Origin of the sequence: Georgenia sp. SUBG003 (assembly GCF_000715355.2) — a bacterium.
Classification (GTDB): domain Bacteria; phylum Actinomycetota; class Actinomycetes; order Actinomycetales; family Actinomycetaceae; genus Georgenia.
The window spans coordinates 2054797-2074070 of the sequence record NZ_CP180204.1 but is presented as its reverse complement, the minus strand read 5'-3'; the positions used below and the strand labels follow the sequence as shown (position 1 = coordinate 2074070).

At 71.7% G+C, this 19274-nt stretch carries 18 protein-coding genes and 3 pseudogenes; 14 read left to right on the top strand and 7 right to left on the bottom strand.

The window, feature by feature from the left end; all coding sequences use genetic code 11:
* Positions 1-208: 208 nt before the first annotated feature.
* From DA06_RS10240 to DA06_RS10230, 3 genes and pseudogenes are all read left to right on the top strand, one after another.
* Positions 209-532 (top strand): annotated as a pseudogene (locus tag DA06_RS10240) (alpha/beta hydrolase); the annotation flags it as partial.
* 229 nt (positions 533-761) lie between these two features.
* Complete coding sequence (locus tag DA06_RS10235) at positions 762-1376, top strand: methyltransferase domain-containing protein (RefSeq protein WP_418607606.1); 615 nt, start codon at positions 762-764, stop codon at positions 1374-1376.
* 430 nt (positions 1377-1806) lie between these two features.
* Positions 1807-2136, top strand: a complete 330-nt coding sequence (locus DA06_RS10230; RefSeq protein WP_043499682.1) for a VOC family protein — start codon at positions 1807-1809, stop codon at positions 2134-2136.
* Between the two features lie 50 nt (positions 2137-2186).
* Here the strand turns inward: DA06_RS10230 and DA06_RS10225 are convergent, their stop codons facing one another.
* Complete coding sequence (locus DA06_RS10225; RefSeq protein ID WP_043499679.1) at positions 2187-2420, bottom strand: hypothetical protein; 234 nt, start codon at positions 2418-2420, stop codon at positions 2187-2189.
* A 316-nt stretch (positions 2421-2736) separates the two neighbouring features.
* Positions 2737-3369 carry a hypothetical protein gene (locus tag DA06_RS10220; protein ID WP_043499677.1) on the bottom strand — a complete coding sequence of 211 codons (633 nt, stop codon included), beginning with the start codon at positions 3367-3369 and terminating at the stop codon, positions 2737-2739.
* Between the two features lie 260 nt (positions 3370-3629).
* On the opposite strand from DA06_RS10220, the gene DA06_RS10215 reads away from it, so the two are divergent.
* A complete protein-coding gene (locus tag DA06_RS10215; protein ID WP_043499675.1) occupies positions 3630-4151 on the top strand; it encodes a PadR family transcriptional regulator in 522 nt (173 codons plus the stop codon).
* 27 nt (positions 4152-4178) lie between these two features.
* Positions 4179-4937, top strand: coding sequence for an alpha/beta fold hydrolase (locus DA06_RS10210; RefSeq protein WP_043499673.1), 759 nt, complete (start codon positions 4179-4181; stop codon positions 4935-4937).
* 427 nt (positions 4938-5364) lie between these two features.
* Here DA06_RS10210 and DA06_RS10205 read toward each other — a convergent pair whose 3' ends face one another.
* Together DA06_RS10205 and DA06_RS10200 are read right to left on the bottom strand one after the other, a co-directional pair.
* Complete coding sequence (locus tag DA06_RS10205) at positions 5365-5901, bottom strand: DUF416 family protein (protein WP_418607604.1); 537 nt, start codon at positions 5899-5901, stop codon at positions 5365-5367.
* Between the two features lie 960 nt (positions 5902-6861).
* Entirely contained in the window at positions 6862-7107 is a 246-nt protein-coding gene (locus DA06_RS10200; protein WP_043499668.1) for an RHS repeat-associated core domain-containing protein, read from the bottom strand.
* A 492-nt stretch (positions 7108-7599) separates the two neighbouring features.
* Between DA06_RS10200 and DA06_RS10195 the strand changes: the two genes are divergently transcribed.
* Positions 7600-7794, top strand: coding sequence for a hypothetical protein (locus DA06_RS10195; protein ID WP_043499667.1), 195 nt, complete (start codon positions 7600-7602; stop codon positions 7792-7794).
* Positions 7795-7821: 27 nt separating this feature from the next.
* On the opposite strand, the gene dnaB is transcribed toward DA06_RS10195, so the two are convergent.
* Entirely contained in the window at positions 7822-9183 is a 1362-nt protein-coding gene (gene dnaB, locus DA06_RS10190) for a replicative DNA helicase (RefSeq protein ID WP_043499666.1), read from the bottom strand.
* Positions 9184-9551: 368 nt separating this feature from the next.
* On the opposite strand from dnaB, the pseudogene DA06_RS10185 reads away from it, so the two are divergent.
* Positions 9552-10863: pseudogene (locus DA06_RS10185) on the top strand (MATE family efflux transporter).
* Between the two features lie 45 nt (positions 10864-10908).
* Here DA06_RS10185 and DA06_RS10180 read toward each other — a convergent pair.
* Positions 10909-11250, bottom strand: a complete 342-nt coding sequence (locus DA06_RS10180; RefSeq protein ID WP_043499664.1) for a VOC family protein — start codon at positions 11248-11250, stop codon at positions 10909-10911.
* Between the two features lie 152 nt (positions 11251-11402).
* On the opposite strand from DA06_RS10180, the gene DA06_RS10175 reads away from it, so the two are divergent.
* From DA06_RS10175 to DA06_RS10150, 6 genes and pseudogenes are all read left to right on the top strand, one after another.
* Positions 11403-11903: a VOC family protein gene (locus tag DA06_RS10175; RefSeq protein ID WP_043499662.1), complete on the top strand. Its 501-nt coding sequence runs from the start codon at positions 11403-11405 to the stop codon at positions 11901-11903.
* Entirely contained in the window at positions 11900-12613 is a 714-nt protein-coding gene (locus DA06_RS10170; protein WP_418607602.1) for a PEP-utilizing enzyme, read from the top strand. The genes DA06_RS10175 and DA06_RS10170 overlap by 4 nt, the downstream gene beginning before the upstream one ends.
* Before the next feature lie 68 nt (positions 12614-12681).
* Positions 12682-13335: pseudogene (locus DA06_RS10165) on the top strand (putative PEP-binding protein); the annotation flags it as partial.
* Between the two features lie 88 nt (positions 13336-13423).
* Entirely contained in the window at positions 13424-13657 is a 234-nt protein-coding gene (locus DA06_RS10160) for a putative PEP-binding protein (protein WP_418607967.1), read from the top strand.
* Positions 13658-13701: 44 nt separating this feature from the next.
* Positions 13702-14097 carry a globin gene (locus DA06_RS10155; protein WP_043499656.1) on the top strand — a complete coding sequence of 132 codons (396 nt, stop codon included), beginning with the start codon at positions 13702-13704 and terminating at the stop codon, positions 14095-14097.
* A gap of 31 nt (positions 14098-14128) precedes the next feature.
* The gene (locus DA06_RS10150; protein WP_418607601.1) at positions 14129-15139 is read left to right on the top strand and encodes an acyl-CoA thioesterase; all 1011 of its coding nucleotides are present in this window, start codon (positions 14129-14131) and stop codon (positions 15137-15139) included.
* A 15-nt stretch (positions 15140-15154) separates the two neighbouring features.
* On the opposite strand, the gene DA06_RS10145 is transcribed toward DA06_RS10150, so the two are convergent.
* Positions 15155-18016 (bottom strand): family 10 glycosylhydrolase, encoded by a 2862-nt coding sequence (locus tag DA06_RS10145; RefSeq protein WP_418607600.1) that lies wholly within the window; start codon positions 18014-18016, stop codon positions 15155-15157.
* Between the two features lie 70 nt (positions 18017-18086).
* Here DA06_RS10145 and pheA point away from each other — a divergent pair, with 70 nt between their 5' ends.
* Positions 18087-19088, top strand: a complete 1002-nt coding sequence (gene pheA, locus DA06_RS10140) for a prephenate dehydratase (protein WP_418607599.1) — start codon at positions 18087-18089, stop codon at positions 19086-19088.
* The last annotated feature ends 186 nt before the right edge of the window (positions 19089-19274 follow it).

Sequence of the window (19274 nt, the reverse complement as noted above, 5' to 3'; positions counted from 1 at the left end):
GGCGACGGCGCCGACGGGAGGAGGTCCCGGCGATGGCACTGCCCTGGCGGGTCCGGATCCTCGGCGCCGCCGTGCAGAAGGCCGTGGGACCGTATGCGTCCATGCCGGACGCCAAACGCCGGGTGCTACGCCGCCATGCCGGCCCCGCTGGATCATTGATGTTCTCAACGGCGCACCCGACCCGTCGGTCGCCATCTCGGACCTGACCATGCCAGGGCCGGGCGGCGACATCCCGGCCCGGATGTACCGACCGCGCGGCCGGCATTCCGACTCACGGCTGCCGCTCGTCGTCGTGCTTCCCGGCGGCGGCTTCGTCTTCGGCGACAAGGTCATGACGACTTGGCTCTCCAGCCGCCTCGCCGCACGGCTCGGTGCGGTCGTGCTGTCACCCGGCTACCGGCTGGCGCCCGAGGGCCCGGCACCCGCAGCGGGCGAGGACTGCTACGCCTTCGTGGCGTGGACGGCCGACCACGCCGAGACGATCGGCGGGGACGCAGGGCGGCTCGCCGTCGTCGGGGAGAGCGCCGGGGCGACGCTGACCGCCGTCGTCACGCTCATGGCTCGTGAGCGCGGCGCTCACGAGATCCGCGCGGACGCGGAGGCGCGGGCGGCGGGCGTGCGGGCCGAGCACGCGCACTTCACCGACAGCCCCATGGCAACTTCGCGTTCCCCACGCGGTGTGCGGCGTCGGGACCCGCACTCGAGCGACTGGCTCAGTTCCTGCGGCGAGAGCTGGCGCCGGAGCGTCCAGAGGCGGACCGGTGAGGGGGCGCGACCGGACCCGGATCGGGTACGCCCTCGCGTACCGCCTCGGGCTCACGCCGTGGGAGCACCACGGGCGTGTGACGCGGTCCGAGTTCGCGGCGCTGCTGGACCGGGAGGCGTCGATTCACGGACGGTCGCCCGGCCGGGCGCTCGACCCCGGGTGCGGCCGTGGGCAGTACGCCCCTGCACTCGCGGCGAGGGGCTGGGAGGTCGTGGGAGTCGACTGCGTACCGCGGGCCGTAGAGGCCGCGAGCCGCAAAGGCGTCCCCGGTGCCTGCTTCGTGGTCGGCGACGTGACGTCCCTCGAGGCGGCCGGGCTCGGGAGTTTCAACTTCTTCCTCGACGTCGGCTGCTTCCAGGGGCTCTCGCCCGAGCAGCGGCTGGGCGAGGGGCGCGGTGTCTCCGAGCTCGCGAACCCGGGCGCGACGCTGCTGATGCTCGCTCTCGGAGCCACGCGGATGTGCTCCGTCGTCGGCGGCGTGACGCAGGAGGAGGTGGAGGCCGCGTTCCCGGGATGGGAGGTGGTGTCCGTCGACGCTGCGGACACGAGCGGGCTCGGCTGGCCTCTGACGACGACGGCGCCGCGGTGGTATCGGCTGCGGCGGCCCTGAAAGCCTTTCGCTACTCCGCGCGGACCGTGCTCTCCTCGCCTGGACGCCGCTCCGCGTCATGGCCGTCGCGTCCTGACGAACCCGTCGGTCGTGCAGCGTCGGGGTCACGCCCTCGGAGGCCAGGACAGCGGGGACCAGGGGCGCCCTCCCCCACCCCGGCACGTCAGCCGGGAGGACGCGTCGTTCCGGGCGGCGGCGCGACCGGCGGGTCAGGCCCGTGCGCTGGGCGAGGTCCCGCTCGTCGCTACCGACAGCCTCACGCCGTCGTCCCAGGGTCGTGCGCAAGGCCGACGGCGATCCGTTCAGGGTCCTCAGCCCGTTCTCCCATGCCTGGTCAGGAGCAAGGCTGATCCCTTACCCGAACCCCGTCCCGCCCACTATTCCTGCCTGCCCCTAGGCGTCGGGGGGTGTTCGACCGTACGTTTGGACGATGGTCCGCATCGGAGCGATTGTCCTGAACGTGTCCGACACAGCCAGAGCTGCCACGTTCTGGAGCCAGGCGCTGAGGTACCGGCGCGGAGCCAATCCCGACTTCCTGCTGCCGACCGAGGCCGCCGGGCCGAGGCTCCACCTGGACGCGACGGACCGCACCCACCTCGACCTCTGGGCAGCCGACGAGGAGGAGCAGCGTGCCGAGGTGGAACGTCTCGTCTCGCTCGGTGCCACCCGGGTCGAGTGGGACTATCCCGAGGGCGCGGACTTCGTGGTCCTGGCGGATCCCGACGGCAACCTCTTCTGCGTGGTCAACACGGGGAACTAGCCCAGTCTCATAGCGCCGCGTCAGGCACACGGCGGGACGGCGCGGTGTGGTCAGCGCTGATCGCCGTCAACTTGGGGCCGGTGGGGCTCCATCAGATCCTCGGCGGCGTTCTTTCGCCGGGCGGCGCGCATGTACAGCCACGCGACGAGGGCGGCGGCCACGAGGTTGACGACGAGGAGCCAGATCGGGACCGTGCTGAGGAGCCCGTACTCGGTCCAGAACAGACCCTGCGTGATCGCGATGCCGAGGACGGTGGTCCTGACCATCTGGCCGGTTGTCAGCATGTCGCTCCTCAACCCGGTTTCGTTCACCCCACTGCCGCGGCAGTCCGCACTGCGGTGAAGGCGAGCCACACATGAGCGCATGCGTTGCACACGCACCGATGGAGGTGACGGTACGTGAGTTGCCCGCTGCTCGTCGCGCCCTCGTCGCTCGGTTCCACGCCGCAGCCCGGGGCACGCCGCAGCCGGGGCACGCTCGCCGGACGCGGATCGCCAGAAACCGATACGGGCAGGTGCCGGGAGAGCCGGTCAGGCGCGGTGGAGCCCAGATCCGGCGGCAGGGTCGTCGAGGCGCGGACGCGGGTCGTCCACAAGCGGGTCAACCTGCATCGCTGGGAGCGGCAAGGTTCGGGCCGATGATCGCAAACCCGTCCTCGAGCTGCCCGGTGAAGCCGTCGGGCAGGAGCGTCGCGGTCACCCTGCCGCCGTCGCCGGGGTCGAGGCGGACGGTGACGCCCCGCTGGGCGAAGTCCTCGTCGGTGGTGCAGCTGGCCGCCTCGGAGGTGTCGTTCACCCCGGGCCTGTCGAGGACGATGACGATGCATCGGGGCTGGTCTGGGGTGCCCTGCGCGGCGTAGACGGAGGCGCCGTCGACATCTCCGATGTGCTGGCGCTTGTCGTCCTCTTCGCGCTGCGCTGTGTCGGCGGGCTCGTCGAGGGGCGGGTCGGTCTCGTAGTACAGGTCCGTGCGTACCCCACCGCCGCTGAGCGTATAGGTCACCTCACAGGTGAAGGTGCGGTCGCCTGCTTGGCCGGTGACTGTCCAGGCGTGGTCACCCCTGCCACTAGTGGCCTCCACGGTGGCGTCCTGGCCGGTGGCTCGCCGCAGGTGATCGACGCACGCGGCGGTGGCGTCGTGGACGGTGGGTTCGTCGGGGTTGGTGTTTCGCGCGCAGCTCGCGGTGACAGCGAGGAGCGTCGCGGCGAGGAGGACCGCGGTGGTTTGACGCATGGGCGACGGCTCCCGTCCGAGGGTGGCTGGCTGTGACGGTAGCGGGCCCCGAGCATGAATCGCGTGAGGCAAACTTGATTTCTTCCCTGCCGTGGTGGTGCGGGGCGGGCGCTCCATGCGGTTGCCGGCCGTGGAACGGGCCGGTACCCACGAGCAGCTGTCGGAGACGTCATCCGGGTCGGCGTTCTTCATCGCGCGACGCTCACCCCAGCACACCCGGATAGGAGACATGTCATCTAGGTGTGTGGTCTACTATCCCCATGGTCCTCAGCCGCCTGATCCTGGGCCTCCTCGCCCTAGCCCCGATGACCGGGTACGACATCAAGCGACACCTCGATTCGACCGTCCGGCACTTCTGGGCGGCGGACAAGGCGCAGGTGTACCGCGCCCTCGCCTCGCTCGTGAAGGACGGCTACGCCACCGTCGAGGTGGTGCACCAGGAGACCCGACCGGACCGGCAGGAGCACCACATCACCGAAGCTGGCCGGGCAGCGCTCCACGAGTGGCTGGCCTCGCCCCTGTCCGTGCCGGCCGAGCGCGACCCCTTCCTCGCCCGGGCGTTCTTCGCCGGCGAGCTCGGTCGGGATGAGGTGCTCGACCTCCTGGCCCAGCGGCGGGCCCACACCGAGCAGCTGCTCGCCGCGCTCACCGCCATGCAGCGCGCGCCGGGCGCTGCGACCGACCGTTCCGCCTACCTCCGCAACGCCACCCTCGAGAACGGTCTCGCGCACGCGCGCGCCGAGCTCGCCTGGCTCGACACCGTCGAAAGGAACCTGCCGTGACCGAGACCGCGACGCCTACCTACCCCCGTGGAGCACCCCTCGACCGGGGTGCACGCGGACACCACGATCGTCCTGCTCCACGGCGGTAACGTGGCGAACTGGATGTGGGACCCCCAGGTCCACGACCTCGCGGACCACCACCTGCTCACCCCGCACCTGCCGGGTTTCGGCAGCCGCGCCCACGAGCAGTGGGAGTCCCTCGCGGCGACGGCGGACGACGTCGCCGACCTCATCGCCGAGCGTGCCCGGGGCGGGCGGGCGCACGTCGTCGGTCTCTCCCTCGGCGGCGTGGTGACGACCCGGCTGCTCGCGCGGCACCCCGCGGTGGTGGAGTCGGCGCTGATCACCGGCGTCCCGCTGGACGGGATCCACGGGCCGACAAGGTGGCTGAGCGATCTCCAGCTGCGGTGGTGGGACCGGCGCTGGTTCTGGCAGGCACAGTCCCGGGCGTTCGGTCTGCCCGCCGAGGATCGCGACCTCTTCGTCGACCACGGCATGTCGGTCGCAAAGGAGAACGCCGTGCGGCTGATGCGCGAGGTGTACGACGGCGGGGCGCCCGACGGTCTGGCCGCCTACCGTGGTCGCCTGCTCGCCATCGCGGGCGGGAGGGAGTCCGCGGCCGTACGTCGATCGTTCCCCTCGCTGCGCCAGGCGGTCCCACATGCCGAGTGCCGGATCGCGCCCGGGATGCACCACGCGTGGAACATCGAGGACGTCGCCCTGTTCAGCACCGTCGTCCGAACCTGGGTGCACGGATCGGTGGATGAGCGACTGCAGACGGCATAGCGTCCGTGCGCCACAGCCAGCCCATGCCTATGACGTCACTGTCGATCTGGTCCTCGGTCGTCGGGGGCGTGCAGGACACTCGTCCGAACCGCTAGCGCCGCCTTCGTGTAGCGGACGCCATCACTACGCCTTGTTCGGACGATGAACCTGTTCGTACGCGTGAGTTGGAGTTGGCGGTGCGGGTTCCGGGCCTTGACATGCCGACCTCCCGACCGCCTGCACGGCGCCGCCCTGACGGTGTTAGCCACCATGCTGGCCGACCTGCGCCGCGTTAACCGTGCGCCCTGTCCGATCTGGAGGGTCGTGAGCGTACACGGGCAGAGCGTGCGGACCCGCGGATGCGATCAACAACGGACGCGTTCTCCATCGCCCTCGTGACGACTTCCGCGCGGGAGAACAGCGCCCGTACTGTCGTACTGTGCGCTGCTCAGGGCAACCGCTTAGACCACGCATCGCCGAACCGTTGAGCACTGGCCCGAAGCTGCTGCCAATCGAGTCCGGATTCGACAGCGCGGAGATCAAGGGCGATGCTCTCGAGGGCCTCCTGAACCACTGGATGCTCACGCAAGGCGGTTTCCGCCTCTCCGCTATTGAGCTCAATATCTTGTTGCAACTGCTGAGACGCGTAATCTGCCGCCTCGTATAGTTGCAGGGCGGCCCATGTCGCTTCTTGCGGGTCGCCGGTTAGCCAGGTGGATGCCGCATAACCGATGCTGGAAATTGCATTCTGCGCATATCCAGCTTCGCGCGTCCAGCCGACATCATCCTCGTCGGGCATAACTTCGTCGGCGAGTGCGGGAACGCTGGCAAGATCAGCATGCTCTCCGGCAACTGCAAGCCATGTCGCTTCAAGCGCAGAGGCCAATTTATCCAGTTCGCCGTGCGCTGACTTCTCTGCGCACCGCTCCAGAAGCGGCCACAGTCGTTGGGCGCAGGCGACTGCAAATGCCGTCTTTTTCCGCACGGCCGAGCAAGCTAAGCCGGCTGCAAATCTTGTCCCCCATCGTAGGCAAGCACGCTGAACCCTAATCCTCGAACCACCAGGCAGTTGGGCTGGTTATCGTAGCGCCGGAGCGCTCAAGGAAGTCACGACAAGAGTCACAGATTGGGCGCGAAGTCACAGATTGGGCGCGAAGCCACAATACCTTGCGGGTTCAGACTAGCGTTGCGGGCTTGGTTCACGGCGGTAACCTCCGCGTGCAAGTCGGGGTCCTTGGCCAGCATGTCGCCACTGCTAGCAACGTCGCGCTGCAAGGCCGGGGCCGCTGGGAGGTTTCGCAGAGACAGGGCTACCCGACACAGACCCCGGATCTGAGCGCACCGGACCACGCGGACCTTCCGCACGTGCGGAGGGAAGGCGAACCGGGTTCGCTGATCCTCCGTGCGCAACGGTTCCAGTTCCGGCCCTTCGCGCAATTGCGGGTACTCCGACTTGTCGACTGGCGTTCACCGCTGCAGTTGCGGCTCTGTACGCGTACTTAGCCCCGATGGCAGCGGAGCCAACGACTGGAATTGCCGCGGCCATCGAGAACGACGCGTTTAGGTAGTCGCCTTCGGCCGGGTACCAGAACCTTGACTACGTCGGCAGCTTCGCCCACCACGGGCACCATGCAGACGATGTCAAGTACTCCGTGCCCGCCTCCCACCGCGTTCCATGCGCGTACGGCACCGTCGGCAACTCCTCGAGCGACGTTGGCTGCTTCTCGGAATGTGCTTTGGATGGCCCCGGTGACGAGCTGTCCTGCGGGAGAGGACACGGCACGGGGTGACAGCGGTGACGGCCGAATCGACATGCTCTCTGACGACGTTCCTGAGTTGGTGATCGCCGGGGGTTGTCGGATGATGCTGCAGCTTTGTCGACTGCTGCGACGGCTTTGACGACGGTGTCTTCGGCCCATCTCAAGGCGCTTCCGAGGTCGATTCCTCAGTGGCCGTCGGGGTCGAAGACGTTGAGCGGGTCGGCGTTGGCGTAGGTGTACCGGTTAAGGGTTATCGGGTCGGAGAGGTTGCCGACGACGTTGTCGCGTGCCGTGAACCGGCCGGTGGTGAGGTCGTACTGGCGGAAGCCCATGTCCACGAGGCCGGAGGCGGGGTCGGTGTACATGGACTGGAAGCCCAGCGGTGTCGAACCAGTGCCGTACTGCGTTGGTTGCCCGAAGGCCGAGTCCACGGTGGAGGACTTGAGCTGGCCCGTCGATTCGCCCAGAACCGCACCGAGGTCGCCGTGGATCGTGGAGAAGACGTGTCCGGTCGCTGCGCCGGCGGTGGACTGCCCGAGGAGTTCTCCGTTCGGGTCGCGGCTGAGCAGCCTGCCGGGCCTGCGAACCTGCGAACCTGCGAACCTGCGAACCTGCGAACCTGCGAACTCGCGAACCTGCGGGCCTGCGGGCCTGCGGGCCTGCGGGCCTGCGGGCCTGCGGGCCTGCGGGCCTGCGGGCCTGCGGAAGATTTTGTGACGCGCTCCTTCGTCGCTTGTTTCGTCCCGGATTCTTATCTTGTCCCGCCGGTTCCCCACCTTGACCTCTGGTGCCCCGTCGCGGCTCAAACCGAACTGCTGCCAGGAACGGCAGGAAAAACGTCTCTGCAGGGAAGTGAGTCATGGGGCGAAGGTGGTCGTGTACGGCCTGGGTGGGTGTCAGGCGTGCCGGCTGACGGAGCGGGCGTGAAGCGGGAGGGCGTGGAGTACGAGGTGGTGGACCTGGAGGCGAACGCGGCGGCGAGGGAGCTGCTGCTGGCGCTGGAGTTCACCGGTGAGCGACTATCGGAGACGCCATCCGGTCAGAGGCCCGTTGGCGTCGGTCCAGTCCTCACCGCTGATACGACTGATCCCGGACTGATAATGCACACTGACCGTTGATACGCCTCTACTGACGCCCTACAACAACTAACGCGCCATGTCCACGAAGCGCGAGTAGTGGCCCTGGAAGGCGACGACGATGGTGTCTGTCGGGCCGTTTCGGTGCTTGGCGACGATGATGTCGGCCTCGCCCGCTCGCGGCGACTCCTTCTCGTAGGCGTCCTCGCGGTGCAGCAGCATGACGACGTCGGCGTCCTGCTCCAGCGAGCCAGACTCGCGAAGGTCGCTCATCATCGGCTTCTTGTCGGTGCGCTGCTCAGGACCACGGTTCAGCTGCGCGACGGCGATGACGGGCACCTCGAGTTCCTTCGCGAGGAGCTTGAGCGCACGCGAGAACTCCGAGACCTCCTGCTGACGGGACTCCACGCGCTTGCCGGAACTCATCAGCTGCAGGTAGTCGACGACGACAAGGCGGAGGTTGTGCTTCTGCTTGAGCCTGCGGCACTTCGCCCGGATCTCCATCAGCGACATGTTCGGGCTGTCGTCGATGAACATCGGCGCCTCGGACACCCGGCTCATGGCGGTGGCCATGCGGGTCCAGTCCTCCTCGCGCATGGTGCCCTTGCGCATGTTCTGCAGCGGCACCTGCGCCTCGGCGGAGAGCAGACGCATGGTGATCTCGGTGCGACCCATCTCGAGGGAGAAGATGACCGAGGTCTGGCCGTGCTTGATGGACGCCGACCGGCAGATGTCCAGTGCGATCGTCGACTTACCGATGGCCGGACGCGCCGCGATGATGATCATCTGCCCGCCGTGCAGGCCGTTGGTCAGCGCGTCGAGGTCGGCGAAGCCGGTGGGCACGCCGATCATGCCCTCGCCGCGGTCGGCGGCGGCCTCGATCTCCTCCATCGTCGGGTTGATCGTCTCGCGCAGCGGCACGAAGTCCTCGCTGGTGCGCCGCTCGCTGACGGCGTAGACCTCGGCCTGGGCGTTGTTGACGAGGTCCTCGACGTCGCCGCCGTCCGTGGCGTAGCCGAGCTGGACGATCCGGGTGCCGGCCTCGACCAGCCGGCGCAGCACCGCCTGCTCCCGCACGATGCGGGCGTAGTAGCCCGCGTTCGCGGCGGTCGGTACGGAGGAGATGAGGGTGTGCAGGTACGGCGCCCCGCCGACCCGGGCGATCTCGCCGCGCTTGGTCAGCTCCGCGGCCACCGTGACCGCGTCGGCGGGCTCGCCGCGGCCGTACAGGTCGAGGATCGCCTCGTAGACGAACTCGTGGGCGGGCCGGTAGAAGTCGTTGCCGCGCAGCTCCTCGACGACGTCGGCGATCGCGTCCTTGGACAGCAGCATGCCTCCCAGCACGCTTTGCTCGGCGGCGACGTCCTGCGGAGGCGTCCGGTCGAAGCCCTCCCGGCCGTCGGTCGCCGTGCGTTCCTCCGCGATCGTCACCCGATCTCCTCCCCGTTCAGTGCGCTCGGCACAGGTCTACCGCCCACCACCCACGCGAGGGCGGACGGGCGCCATCCTGCGCCCTCGCGAGACTAGGTGGCCCCGGCCGTCCACACCGAATCCCGCCTGTGCACGCAGGCCACCTATCCTGTGGACGGTCTGTGGACCCCATCCCCATCGATGTGCACAGCCTGGGGACAACTCTGTGGGTAACACGGTTGCGATTCGCCAGAACTGGCCGATCCGCGTCCCCAGCCCCGTGCACACACTGTGGAGAAGAAGAGGAAACGAGATTGGTGGACGACACTCCGGGCGCGCGCCACGACCCTCGAGGAGAACCTGAGGGTCGCCGTCCGCATGGACGTGCGCTGGACCGGCAGATCCTGGCGCTGGCGATCCCCGCACTGGGTGCGCTGGTCGCCGAGCCGCTCTTCGTCCTCATCGACTCCGCCATGGTCGGCCACCTCGGCACCGCCGAGCTGGCCGGCCTGTCCCTCTCGTCCACGCTCCTGATGACCGCGGTCGGGATCTTCGTCTTCCTCGCCTACGCCACCACCGCCGCGACCGCCCGGCGCGTCGGGGCGGGGGACCGGGCCGGCGGTGTCGCCGCGGGGGTCGACGGCATGTGGCTCGCCCTGGTCCTCGGCGCGCTCACCACCGCCGCCACCCTTCTCGCGGCGCCGCACCTCGTCGCCGCGATGGGGGCCCCGGAGGCCGTCGTCCCCCACGCCGTCGCCTACCTGCGCTGGTCCGCACCGGGCCTGCCCGGGATGCTCCTCGTGCTCGCCGCCACCGGGACGCTCCGTGGACTGCTCGACACCCGCACGCCGTTCGTCGTCGCCGTGGCGGGAGCGCTGTCCAACATCGCCCTGAACGCGCTCTTCATCTACGGGGCCGGCATGGGGGTCGCCGGCTCCGGGCTCGGGACCGCCCTCGCCCAGACCGGCATGGGCCTGGCCCTGGTGCTCGTCGTCGTGCGCCGTGCGCGCGGCATCGGCGTCGACCTCCGCCCCCGCGGCGCCGGCATCTGGTCCGCGGCCCGGGCGGGCACCCCGCTCCTGGTCCGGACGCTCACGCTGCGCGGGGCGATCCTCGCGACCGTCGCCGTCGCCACCTCGCTCGGCGCCGTGAGCCTCGCCGGCCATCAGGTGGTCAACGCGATGTGGGGCCTGGCGGCCTTCGCCCTGGACGCCCTCGCCATCGCCGCGCAGGCCCTGGTCGGGCAGGCGCTCGGTGCCGGCGACGTCGGGTACGTCCGCGCCCTCATGCGCCGCAACCTGCAGTGGGGCACCGCGGCCGGAGCCGTGATCGGCGTCGTCTTCGCGGCCGGCGGCTGGTGGCTCGCGCCGCTCTTCACCGGGGACGACGGCGTCCGTGTCGCAGCCGCCGTCGGCCTCGCCGTCTCCGGCGCGTGCCTGCCGGTCGCGGGGGTGGGTCTACGTCCTGGACGGGGTCCTCATCGGCGCGGGCGACGGCCGCTACCTCGCGTGGGCGGGGGTCCTCACCCTCGTCGTGTACCTGCCCCTGGCGTGGGCGGTCCGGCAGTTCGCTCCCGACGGCGCAGCCGGCCTCGCGTGGCTGTGGCTCGCCTTCGGGGGTGGGTTCATGGCGGCCCGGGCCGTCACGACGGGGCTGCGGGCGCGCGGCACCAGCTGGATGGTTCCCGGGGCAGAGCGCTGAGGGCGGGGCGTCGCGGCAAACACGCCCGCCCGCCGCCGCGCCGCGTCAGCGCGCCTGGACGACGCAGAACTCGTTGCCCTCCAGGTCCGCCATCACCGTCCAGCGGACGCCCTGCTCGTGCTCTCCCAGCCTGCTGGCGCCGAGGGAGACGAGACGCTCCACCTCGGCCTCCCGGTCACCGGCCTCGAGGTCGAGGTGCATGCGGTTCTTGGCGGTCTTGCCCTCGGGGACGGCGAAGAAGAGGTAGGCCGGTCCCTCTCCGCCCACCGCCGCGAACTCGGCGGAGGCGCCGTCCTGGACCGGGCGGTCGAGGGCGGCACCCCAGAACCGGGCGAGCGCGCCGGCGTCGTCGGCGTCGAAGGTGATCGCGTGGACTGTCAGTGCCATGGCGCCAAACGTAGGGCAGCGCGGCGCAGGATCGGCGGAATGGTGTCGGCTCGGTGGCACGCAGCGCCGTCGTCGATAACGTTCGTCCCTCGCGGGGCAGGTGACGCTCCTACGCTGGGACCGGAGCGACGGCGCAGACCCGGGAGGCCGACATGCAGCGGATACAGCCGAACCTCTGGTTCGACACGGAGGCCGAGGAGGCTGCGCGGTTCTACGTCGACGTCTTCGGGGGTGACAGCAAGATCGGCACGATCACCCGCTACGGGCCAGACACACCGGGGCCCGAGGGCACCGTGATGACGGTCGACTTCAAGCTGCAGGGCCAGTGGTTCACCGGCATCAACGGCGGCCCGCAGTTCCCGTTCACGGAGGCGGTCTCCTTCGTCGTCAACTGCGAGGGGCAGGACGAGATCGACCACTTCTGGGACCGCCTCGTCGAGGGCGGTGAGCCCGGACCGTGCGGGTGGCTGAAGGACCGCTACGGCCTGTCCTGGCAGGTGGTGCCGACCGAGTGGTACGAGATGTACAAGGATCCCGACCCGGAGAAGGTCCGGCGCGTCACCCAGGCGATGCTGGCGACCCGGGGGAAGTTCGACGTCGCCGAGCTGCGGGCGGCGTTCGAGGGCAACGCCCAGCCGGCGCGCGGGCTGTGACAGCGGCGCCCGCCGCTGCTGGTGCGAGCCTGAGTCGCGGGCACCGTGCGGATGCTCGTCCGCCGTCGCCCGTCCGCCGTCCGCCGTCGGCCCGAGGCCCGAGGCCATCCCGGCCTGGCGGCCGGGCCGGTCGCCCAGGTGCGGCCGCCGGCCGGCGAGCCCGCCGAGCGGCCCCCCCGTGCCCGAGCCGGAGGCCGAGGCCGAGGGCCGGGCGGATCTCCGCCGCCGCCGAGGCCGTGGCCAGAACGCTCCAGGAGTCCGCGGCGACCGTCGAGGGAGAGCGCCGCGAGCTTCTCGAGACGACGGCGCAGATGGCGTCCGACCCCACCCTCGTCAAGGGAGCGGCCGCCCTCGTCCGCACCGAGCACCTGCCGGCGCCGCGGGCGGTGTGGCAGGCGGCGGGCAGGGTCGCCGAGCAGCTCAGCGCGCTCGGCGGCTACATGGCCGAGCGCGCCAAGGACGTCGCCGACGTGCGCAACCGGATCATCGCCGAGCTCACCGGGCAGCCGGTGCCCGGCGTCCCGCAGCGTTCCGAGCCGTTCGTCCTCGTCGCGACCGACCTCGCGCCCGCGGACACGGCCCTGCTCGACCCGGCCCTCGTGCGCGCCATCGTCACCGCCGAGGGCGGCCCCACCTCGCACACCGCGATCCTGGCCCGGTCCCTGGGCATCCCTGCGGTGGTCGGCGTCACCGGCGCGTCGACTCCCTGAAGGAGGACGCGGTCGTCCTGGTCGACGGCGGAGCCGGCACCGTCGAGGTCTCGCCGGACCCGGAGCGCGTGCGCCGTGCCGAGGAGCAGCGCCGGGTCACGCGCACCTTCGACGGCCACGGCCGCACCGCGGACGGGCACGAGGTGGCGCTGCTCGCCAACGTCGGGGACCCCGACGGGGCGCGGGCCGCGGCGGAGGCCGGCGCCGAGGGGGTCGGTCTGTTCCGGACCGAGTTCTGCTTCCTCGACCGCACCGAGGAGCCCGGGGTCGACGAGCAGGCGGAGCAGTACCGGCGGGTGCTCGAGCAGTTCCCCGGCAGGAAGGTCGTGGTCCGCACCCTCGACGCCGGGGCGGACAAGCCGCTGCCGTTCGTCACCGACGCCGAGGAGGCCAACCCCGCGCTGGGTGTCCGGGGTCTGCGCACGGCTCGCAAGGCCCCGGAGGTCCTGGAGAACCAGCTCGCCGCGATCTCCCGTGCCGCCGGGGCGGCCGAGGCGGACGTGTGGGTGATGGCCCCGATGGTCGCCACCGTCGCCGAGGCGGAGGACTTCGTCGCCGCGTGCGAGCGCCACGGGCTCGGCACCGCGGGCGTCATGGTCGAGGTGCCGAGCGCGGCGCTGCTCGCCGGGCCGATCCTCGCGCGCGCCTCGTTCGCCTCCATCGGCACGAACGACCTCACCCAGTACGCCATGGCCGCCGACCGGCTGCTCGGCTCTCTCGCCGAGCTGTCCGACCCGTGGCAGCCCGCCGTGCTGCGCCTCGTCGAGGCGACGTGCCAGGGGGGGCGCGCAACAGTCCCGGCCGGTCGGCGTGTGCGGCGAGGCGGCCTCGGACCCGGCCCTCGCCGTCGTCCTGGTCGGCCTGGGGGTCTCGTCGTTGTCGATGACTCCACGGGCGCTGGCGGACGTCGCCGCCGTCCTGGCCGACACCGACCTGGGCACCTGCCGGCGCCTGGCGCGGGTCGCCGTCGACGCCGAGTCGGCGGCCGACGCCCGGGCCCGGGTGCGGGAGGGGCTGCCGGTTCTCGCCGACCTCGGGCTGTGAGCGATGATGTGCGGGTGACAGCGCAGCGACCCACCCCCGCCGACATGTCCGAGGTGTTCGAGGCCATGGGCGGGCACGCCACCTTCGCCCGGCTGGTGCGCCGGTTCTACGAGGGGGTCCGCGAGGACGAGCTGCTCGCCCCGATGTACCCCAGCGACGACTGGCAGGGCGCCGAGGAGCGCCTGACGATGTTCCTCGAGCAGTACTGGGGCGGCCCCACCACCTACTCCCAACGGCGCGGGCACCCGATGCTGCGCCGTCGGCACATGCCGTTCGAGGTGACCCCGGCCGCCCGGGACCGCTGGCTGGCCCACATGCGGGTGGGCGTCGACGAGCTCGGTCTCGCCCCTCAGCTGGAGGCCGTGCTGTGGGACTACCTCGAGCGGGCCGCGCACGCGATGGTCAACACTCCCGAGCCCGGGCGCCGCAGTCTCGTCTGAACCGCCCGCCGTACCCGACACCAGGAGCGTCATGCCCGAGCTGCCCGTAGCACCCGACGCCGCCGCCGTCCTCGACGTCCCGGAGACGGACGTCGAGCCCCTGGCGACGGTCCTGCGCACCCTGCGTCTGACGCGCCTCGGTCCGGACGAGTTCACCGGCACGTCCGTGCCCCAGCTGACCGGGCGGATCTACGGCGGCCAGGTGCTCGCGCAGTCGGTGCTGGCCGCCGCCGCGACGCTGCCCGAGGACGGCGACGGCCCGCGCCAGCTCCACTCCGTGCACGGGTACTTCCTGCGGCCGGGAAAGGTCGAGCTCCCGATCACCTTCGCGGTCGAGCGCCTCCACGACGGACGCTCCTTCAGCACCCGGCGCACGCACGCCCTGCAGCAGGGCAAGCCGATCCTCTCGCTGATCAGCTCCTACCAGGAGGACCAGCCCGGGCGGGAGCACGCCGCGACGGCTCCGCCGGCTGCCGACCCCGAGAGCCTGCGCAGCGCGCTGACGCTCTTCAGCGAGGTCGACCACCCGGTCGCAAAGTTCATGTCCTCCACCGCCGCCTTCGACATCCGTCACGTGGAGCAGGACGTCTACCTGCGTGGGGCGGCGCGGCCCACCGACTCGCAGATGCTGTGGATGAGGGCTCGCTCGCCGCTGCCCGCCGGACTCACCCAGCTCCAGCACCGGGCGCTGCTGGCGTACGCGTGCGACCAGGTGCTCCTGGAGCCGGTGCTGCGCCGCCACGGGCTGAGCTGGCGGACGGAGGGCCTGAGCGTGGCGAGCCTCGACCACGGGATGTGGTGGCACCGGCCCCTGGACGTCGGCCAGTGGCTGCTCTACGTGCAGGAGTCCCCCTCCGCCCAGGGCGGGCGCGGGCTCGGCATCGCCAAGATCTTCGACACGGCCGGCGCCCACGTGGCGACCGTCGCCCAGGAGGGCATGGTTCGCGTCCCGGCCGACGCCGAGCCCGGCCCGCGCACCGAGGAGCGTGAGGTCCCGGTGCCCGGGCCGGACGAGGAGTGGCGGCGCCCGTCGCTGCGGTGAGCGCGGGCGCTCCGCTCAGCCCAGGCTGTCGGCCCGCACGGCGGGACTCGCCACGGTGCCGGCCTCGACGGTGACGAACGTCGCCGCCGTCCCCTCGGCGCCCTCCTCGGCCACCTGCACCCGGTAGCGGCCCGGCGCCACCCCCACCGCGCCGAACCAGCCCGAGCCGTCGGTGCGCACGAGCACCTTCGCCCCCGGCGCGGAGACCGGGTGCAGCACCACGTCGACCTGGTCCGCCACCGTCCCGTCCGTGAGCGTGACGGTCCCCGCGACGTTCCCGGTGGTGGCGTCCGTCCTCCAGGCCATCTCCGGCACCGCGACGTCGTCGGCGAGCACGTCCTCCCGCAGCGCCGCCGTCAGCGCGGCCCGTTCGGCGTCCTTGACGGCCCGGTCGCCGGAGGCGGTCGCCGCCATGGTGGCGTTGGCGTAGGAGTAGCCCATCCAGCCGTCGAACCCCGCCTCGAGCGTGTCCCGGGCCTGCTGGACCGAGCTCTCGACGTCGTTGAGGTACAGCGCCGGGCCGTTGACGACGTGCCGGCCGGCGCGGTACGCGACGAGCGCGTCGTTCCACTCGTCGAACATCTGGGCCTGGGCGGGCATCCACTCGCGCTTGTAGTTCATCGCGCTGACCGTGTCGACGATGCCCTCGTCCAGCCAGCCCTTCCAGTCCTGCAGGACGTTGCGGTACGGGCGGGTCCCCTCCCAGCCGCCGTAGCTCGCGGGCCCGAAGGCGTAGGTGATGCCGTTGACGCTGAGCCGGTCGGTGGGATCCACCTCGTACATCTCCAGGTAGATCTTGCGCACCAGGGCAGAGACCTGGTCGCGGCGCCAGTCGCTGAACTGCTCGTCCGTCGGCGCCGGGACGTCCGTGCGGCCGGTCTCCGCGGCGAACCGGGCGAGCGAGACCTCGGAGTAGCCCCAGTCGTTGACGAAGTCCCCGGTGTTGTGGTCCGGGTAGCGGATGTAGTCGAGGTTGATGCCGTCGACGTCGTAGTTCTCCGTGATGGAGGTGACCGCGTCGACGACGTAGTCGAGGCGTGCGGGTTCGCCGGGTCGATGAAGGAGTTGCTGCCCACCTTCTCCACGCCGTCGGCCCGCCTGTTGAGCCACCGGTCCTCGCCCTCGGCGGCGAAGCCGTGGGCGTTGTACGCGTGCTCGGGCGAGCGGGGCGGGGTGGCGGAGTTCCACAGGGTCGTGGCGTTGACCCAGGCGTGGACCTCGATGCCGGCGGCGTGCGCCTGCTCGACGACCTCGGCGAGGGGGTCGTACGGCGCGGGGTCGACGAAGGCGTCGGTGCGCGGGAAGAGCGCGTCGTTGCAGAAGCAGTCGAACCGGCGTCCCACCTGGACCACGAGCGCGTTGGCGCCCAGCTCCCCGGCGTCGGAGACCAGCGCGGCCACCTGCTCGGCGTCGTAGATGCCCGGGTTGAAGGCGTCGACCCAGTACCCGCGCCACTGCTCCGGCCGGTCCTGGCCGACGTCTGCCGGGTCGGCGGTGACCGGCGCGGCGAGCGCGAGCGCCGGAAGAAGTGCGATGCCCCCCAGCGCGGCGATCGTCCGTGAAGTCGGTGCTCTCATGTCCTGCTCCCCCTGGTCGATGTGGTCGCCGTCGCACAGCTCCGGGCGACGACGGCACGCCGGTGGTCCGGCGGCGTCGCCCGCCGCCTCGGATGCGGCGGGCGGGGCTCGGCACACGTCGTCGCGCGCAGCGCCCTCCGGGATCTTCCCGGGCGGTACCCCTCCCTCCTCGTGGGTGGCGGTGAATGTTCGGCGGTGCCGCGTCCGTCAGTGGGTGACGGTGCGGGGGCGGTGCTCCAGCCGGCGGTCGCGGACGGCGTCGCGCGTGGCCTCCAGCGCGCGCTGGCTCGCCGCGAACGTCCGCTGGGCGACGCCGACGAACACGCAGTCGACGACGGTGAGCTGGGCGAGCCGGGAGGCGGTCGCGCCGGAGCGGAAGGTGGTCTCCCGGGCTGCGGTGAGCAGCACGTGGTCGGCCTCCTGGGCCACCTGCGACCGGGGGGGCGTTGGTGATGGCCACCGTCGTCGCACCGTTGCGCCTGGCGATGGCGAGCGCGTCGACGGTGTCGATGGTGGTGCCCGTGTGCGAGATGCCGATGGCCACGTCCCCGGGCCGCAGCAGCGCCGCGGAGGTGAGCGCCAGGTGGGCGTCCGGGTAGGAGAAGGCGACCCGGCCGATGCGGTGGAGCTTCTGCTGCAGGTCGGCCGCGACGATCCCGGACGCGCCGACGCCGTAGACGTCGGTGCGCCCGGCGGCCACGACGGCGTCGACGGCCGCCTCGAGCGCGGGCACGGACAGCGCGCGGCCTGTCTCCTCGACGGCGCGCGCGTCGGCGAACGCGATCTTGGCGACGACGGCCGCCAGGTCGTCCCCCTCGGCGATGTCGCCGGGCAGCTCGGCCGGACGGGACTCCCCCTGCCGCCTGCCGAGGTCGGCCACGAGCGCCAGACGGAACTGCCGGTACCCCGCGAGACCGACCTCCCGGCACAGCCGCACGATCGTCGACTGGGAGGTCCCGCAAGCGTCCGCGAGCCCGGTGATGGTGAGGCCGGCGGCCCGCTCCGGGTCGGCCAGCACGAACTCGGCCACCCGCCTCGTCGAGGGCTGCAGGTCGTCGAGCAGCCCCCGCAGCTGCACCGCGAGCGCGACCTCCGTCATCGCACGGCCGTCCCGAGGGCGGCGACGGCGGACCGGACCCCGGCCGGGTCCGGTGCCGGCCGCCGTGGCGGCGCCCACGGGAACGGCGGCTGCCCCGGCGGTGAACAGCGGGAGGACCAGCGGCAGGAACAGGCCGAGCACGACGACGACGGCGAGCACCAGGACGATCCGTCGTTGCCGTCTGCTGCGCCTGGTGCTCACGCCGGAAGCCTACGTGCCCGTTCCCGGACGGCGCCCGGCCGGTCCCGCGTGCGCCGTTAGGCTGCGAGGCGTGGAACGCGACACCGGCACCGCGGGTGCTCCCGGCGCGGACGGCGTGCAGGAGCGCCGCCCCCGCTACGCCTACCTGGGGCCCGAGGGCACCTTCACCCAGGCCGCGCTGCTGCAGGTCACGGGGCCGGAGGAGGCGGACCTGCAGCCGTGCCCGGACGTGGTGACCGCGCTGGAACGGGTGCGCTCGGGGGAGGCGGACTTCGCCGTCGTCCCGATCGAGAACTCGGTCGAGGGTGGGGTGAACGTCACGCTCGACACCCTGTCCAGCGGCGCCCCGCTGATGATCGTCGGCGAGATGCTCGTGCCGGTCACGTTCACGTTGTGCGCGCGGCCCGGCACCGGCCTCGAGGACGTCAGGCGGGTCTCCACCCACCCGCACGCGTGGGCGCAGTGCCGTCGGTGGATCACCGAGCACCTCGACAGCGCGACCCATGTGCCGGCCACCTCCACGGCCGCGGCCGCCGCGCTGCTCGCGTCCGACGAGCCCAGCCCCGGCTTCGACGCCGCGCTGTGCTCCGACCTCTCCGCCCGCCAGTACGGCCTCGAGGTGCTGGCGGACGGCGTGGCGGACAACCCGCACGCCGTCACCCGGTTCATCCGGGTCGCCCGCCCCGGCCGGCTGCCGGAGCCCACCGGCGCGGACAAGACGACCCTGACGGTCCACCTCGCCGACAACGAGGCCGGCGCGCTGCTCAGCATGCTCGAGCAGTTCGCGACCCGCGGGGTGAACCTCTCCCGCATCGAGTCCCGGCCGATCGGCGACTCGCTCGGCCGCTACTCCTTCTCCATCGACGCCGAGGGCCACGTGGCGGAGGAGCGGGTGCAGGCCACGCTCATCGGCCTGCACCGCGTGTGCCCGACCGTGCGCTTCCTCGGGTCCTACCCGCGTGCCGACGGCCGGCGTCCCCACGTGCGGCCGGGCACGTACGACGCGGACTTTCGCGCGGCGAGGGACTGGGTCAGCGGGCTCGTGGCGGGGCTGCACGCCGAGGGCGACTGAGCGCCGCGCTCAACCGCTCGCCGGCCGCGCTCGCCGGCTGCTGGCGTTTCCGCCGAGTGCCGCCGTCCTGCCGGGCGCACCCGGCGGTTTCACGCGCACTCGGCGGTCTTGCGCGCACCCGGCGGTTTACCGTGCCCGCCGCCAGCCAGTCACCGACGGCGGGCGATCTCGCCGACTGCTGGCTTT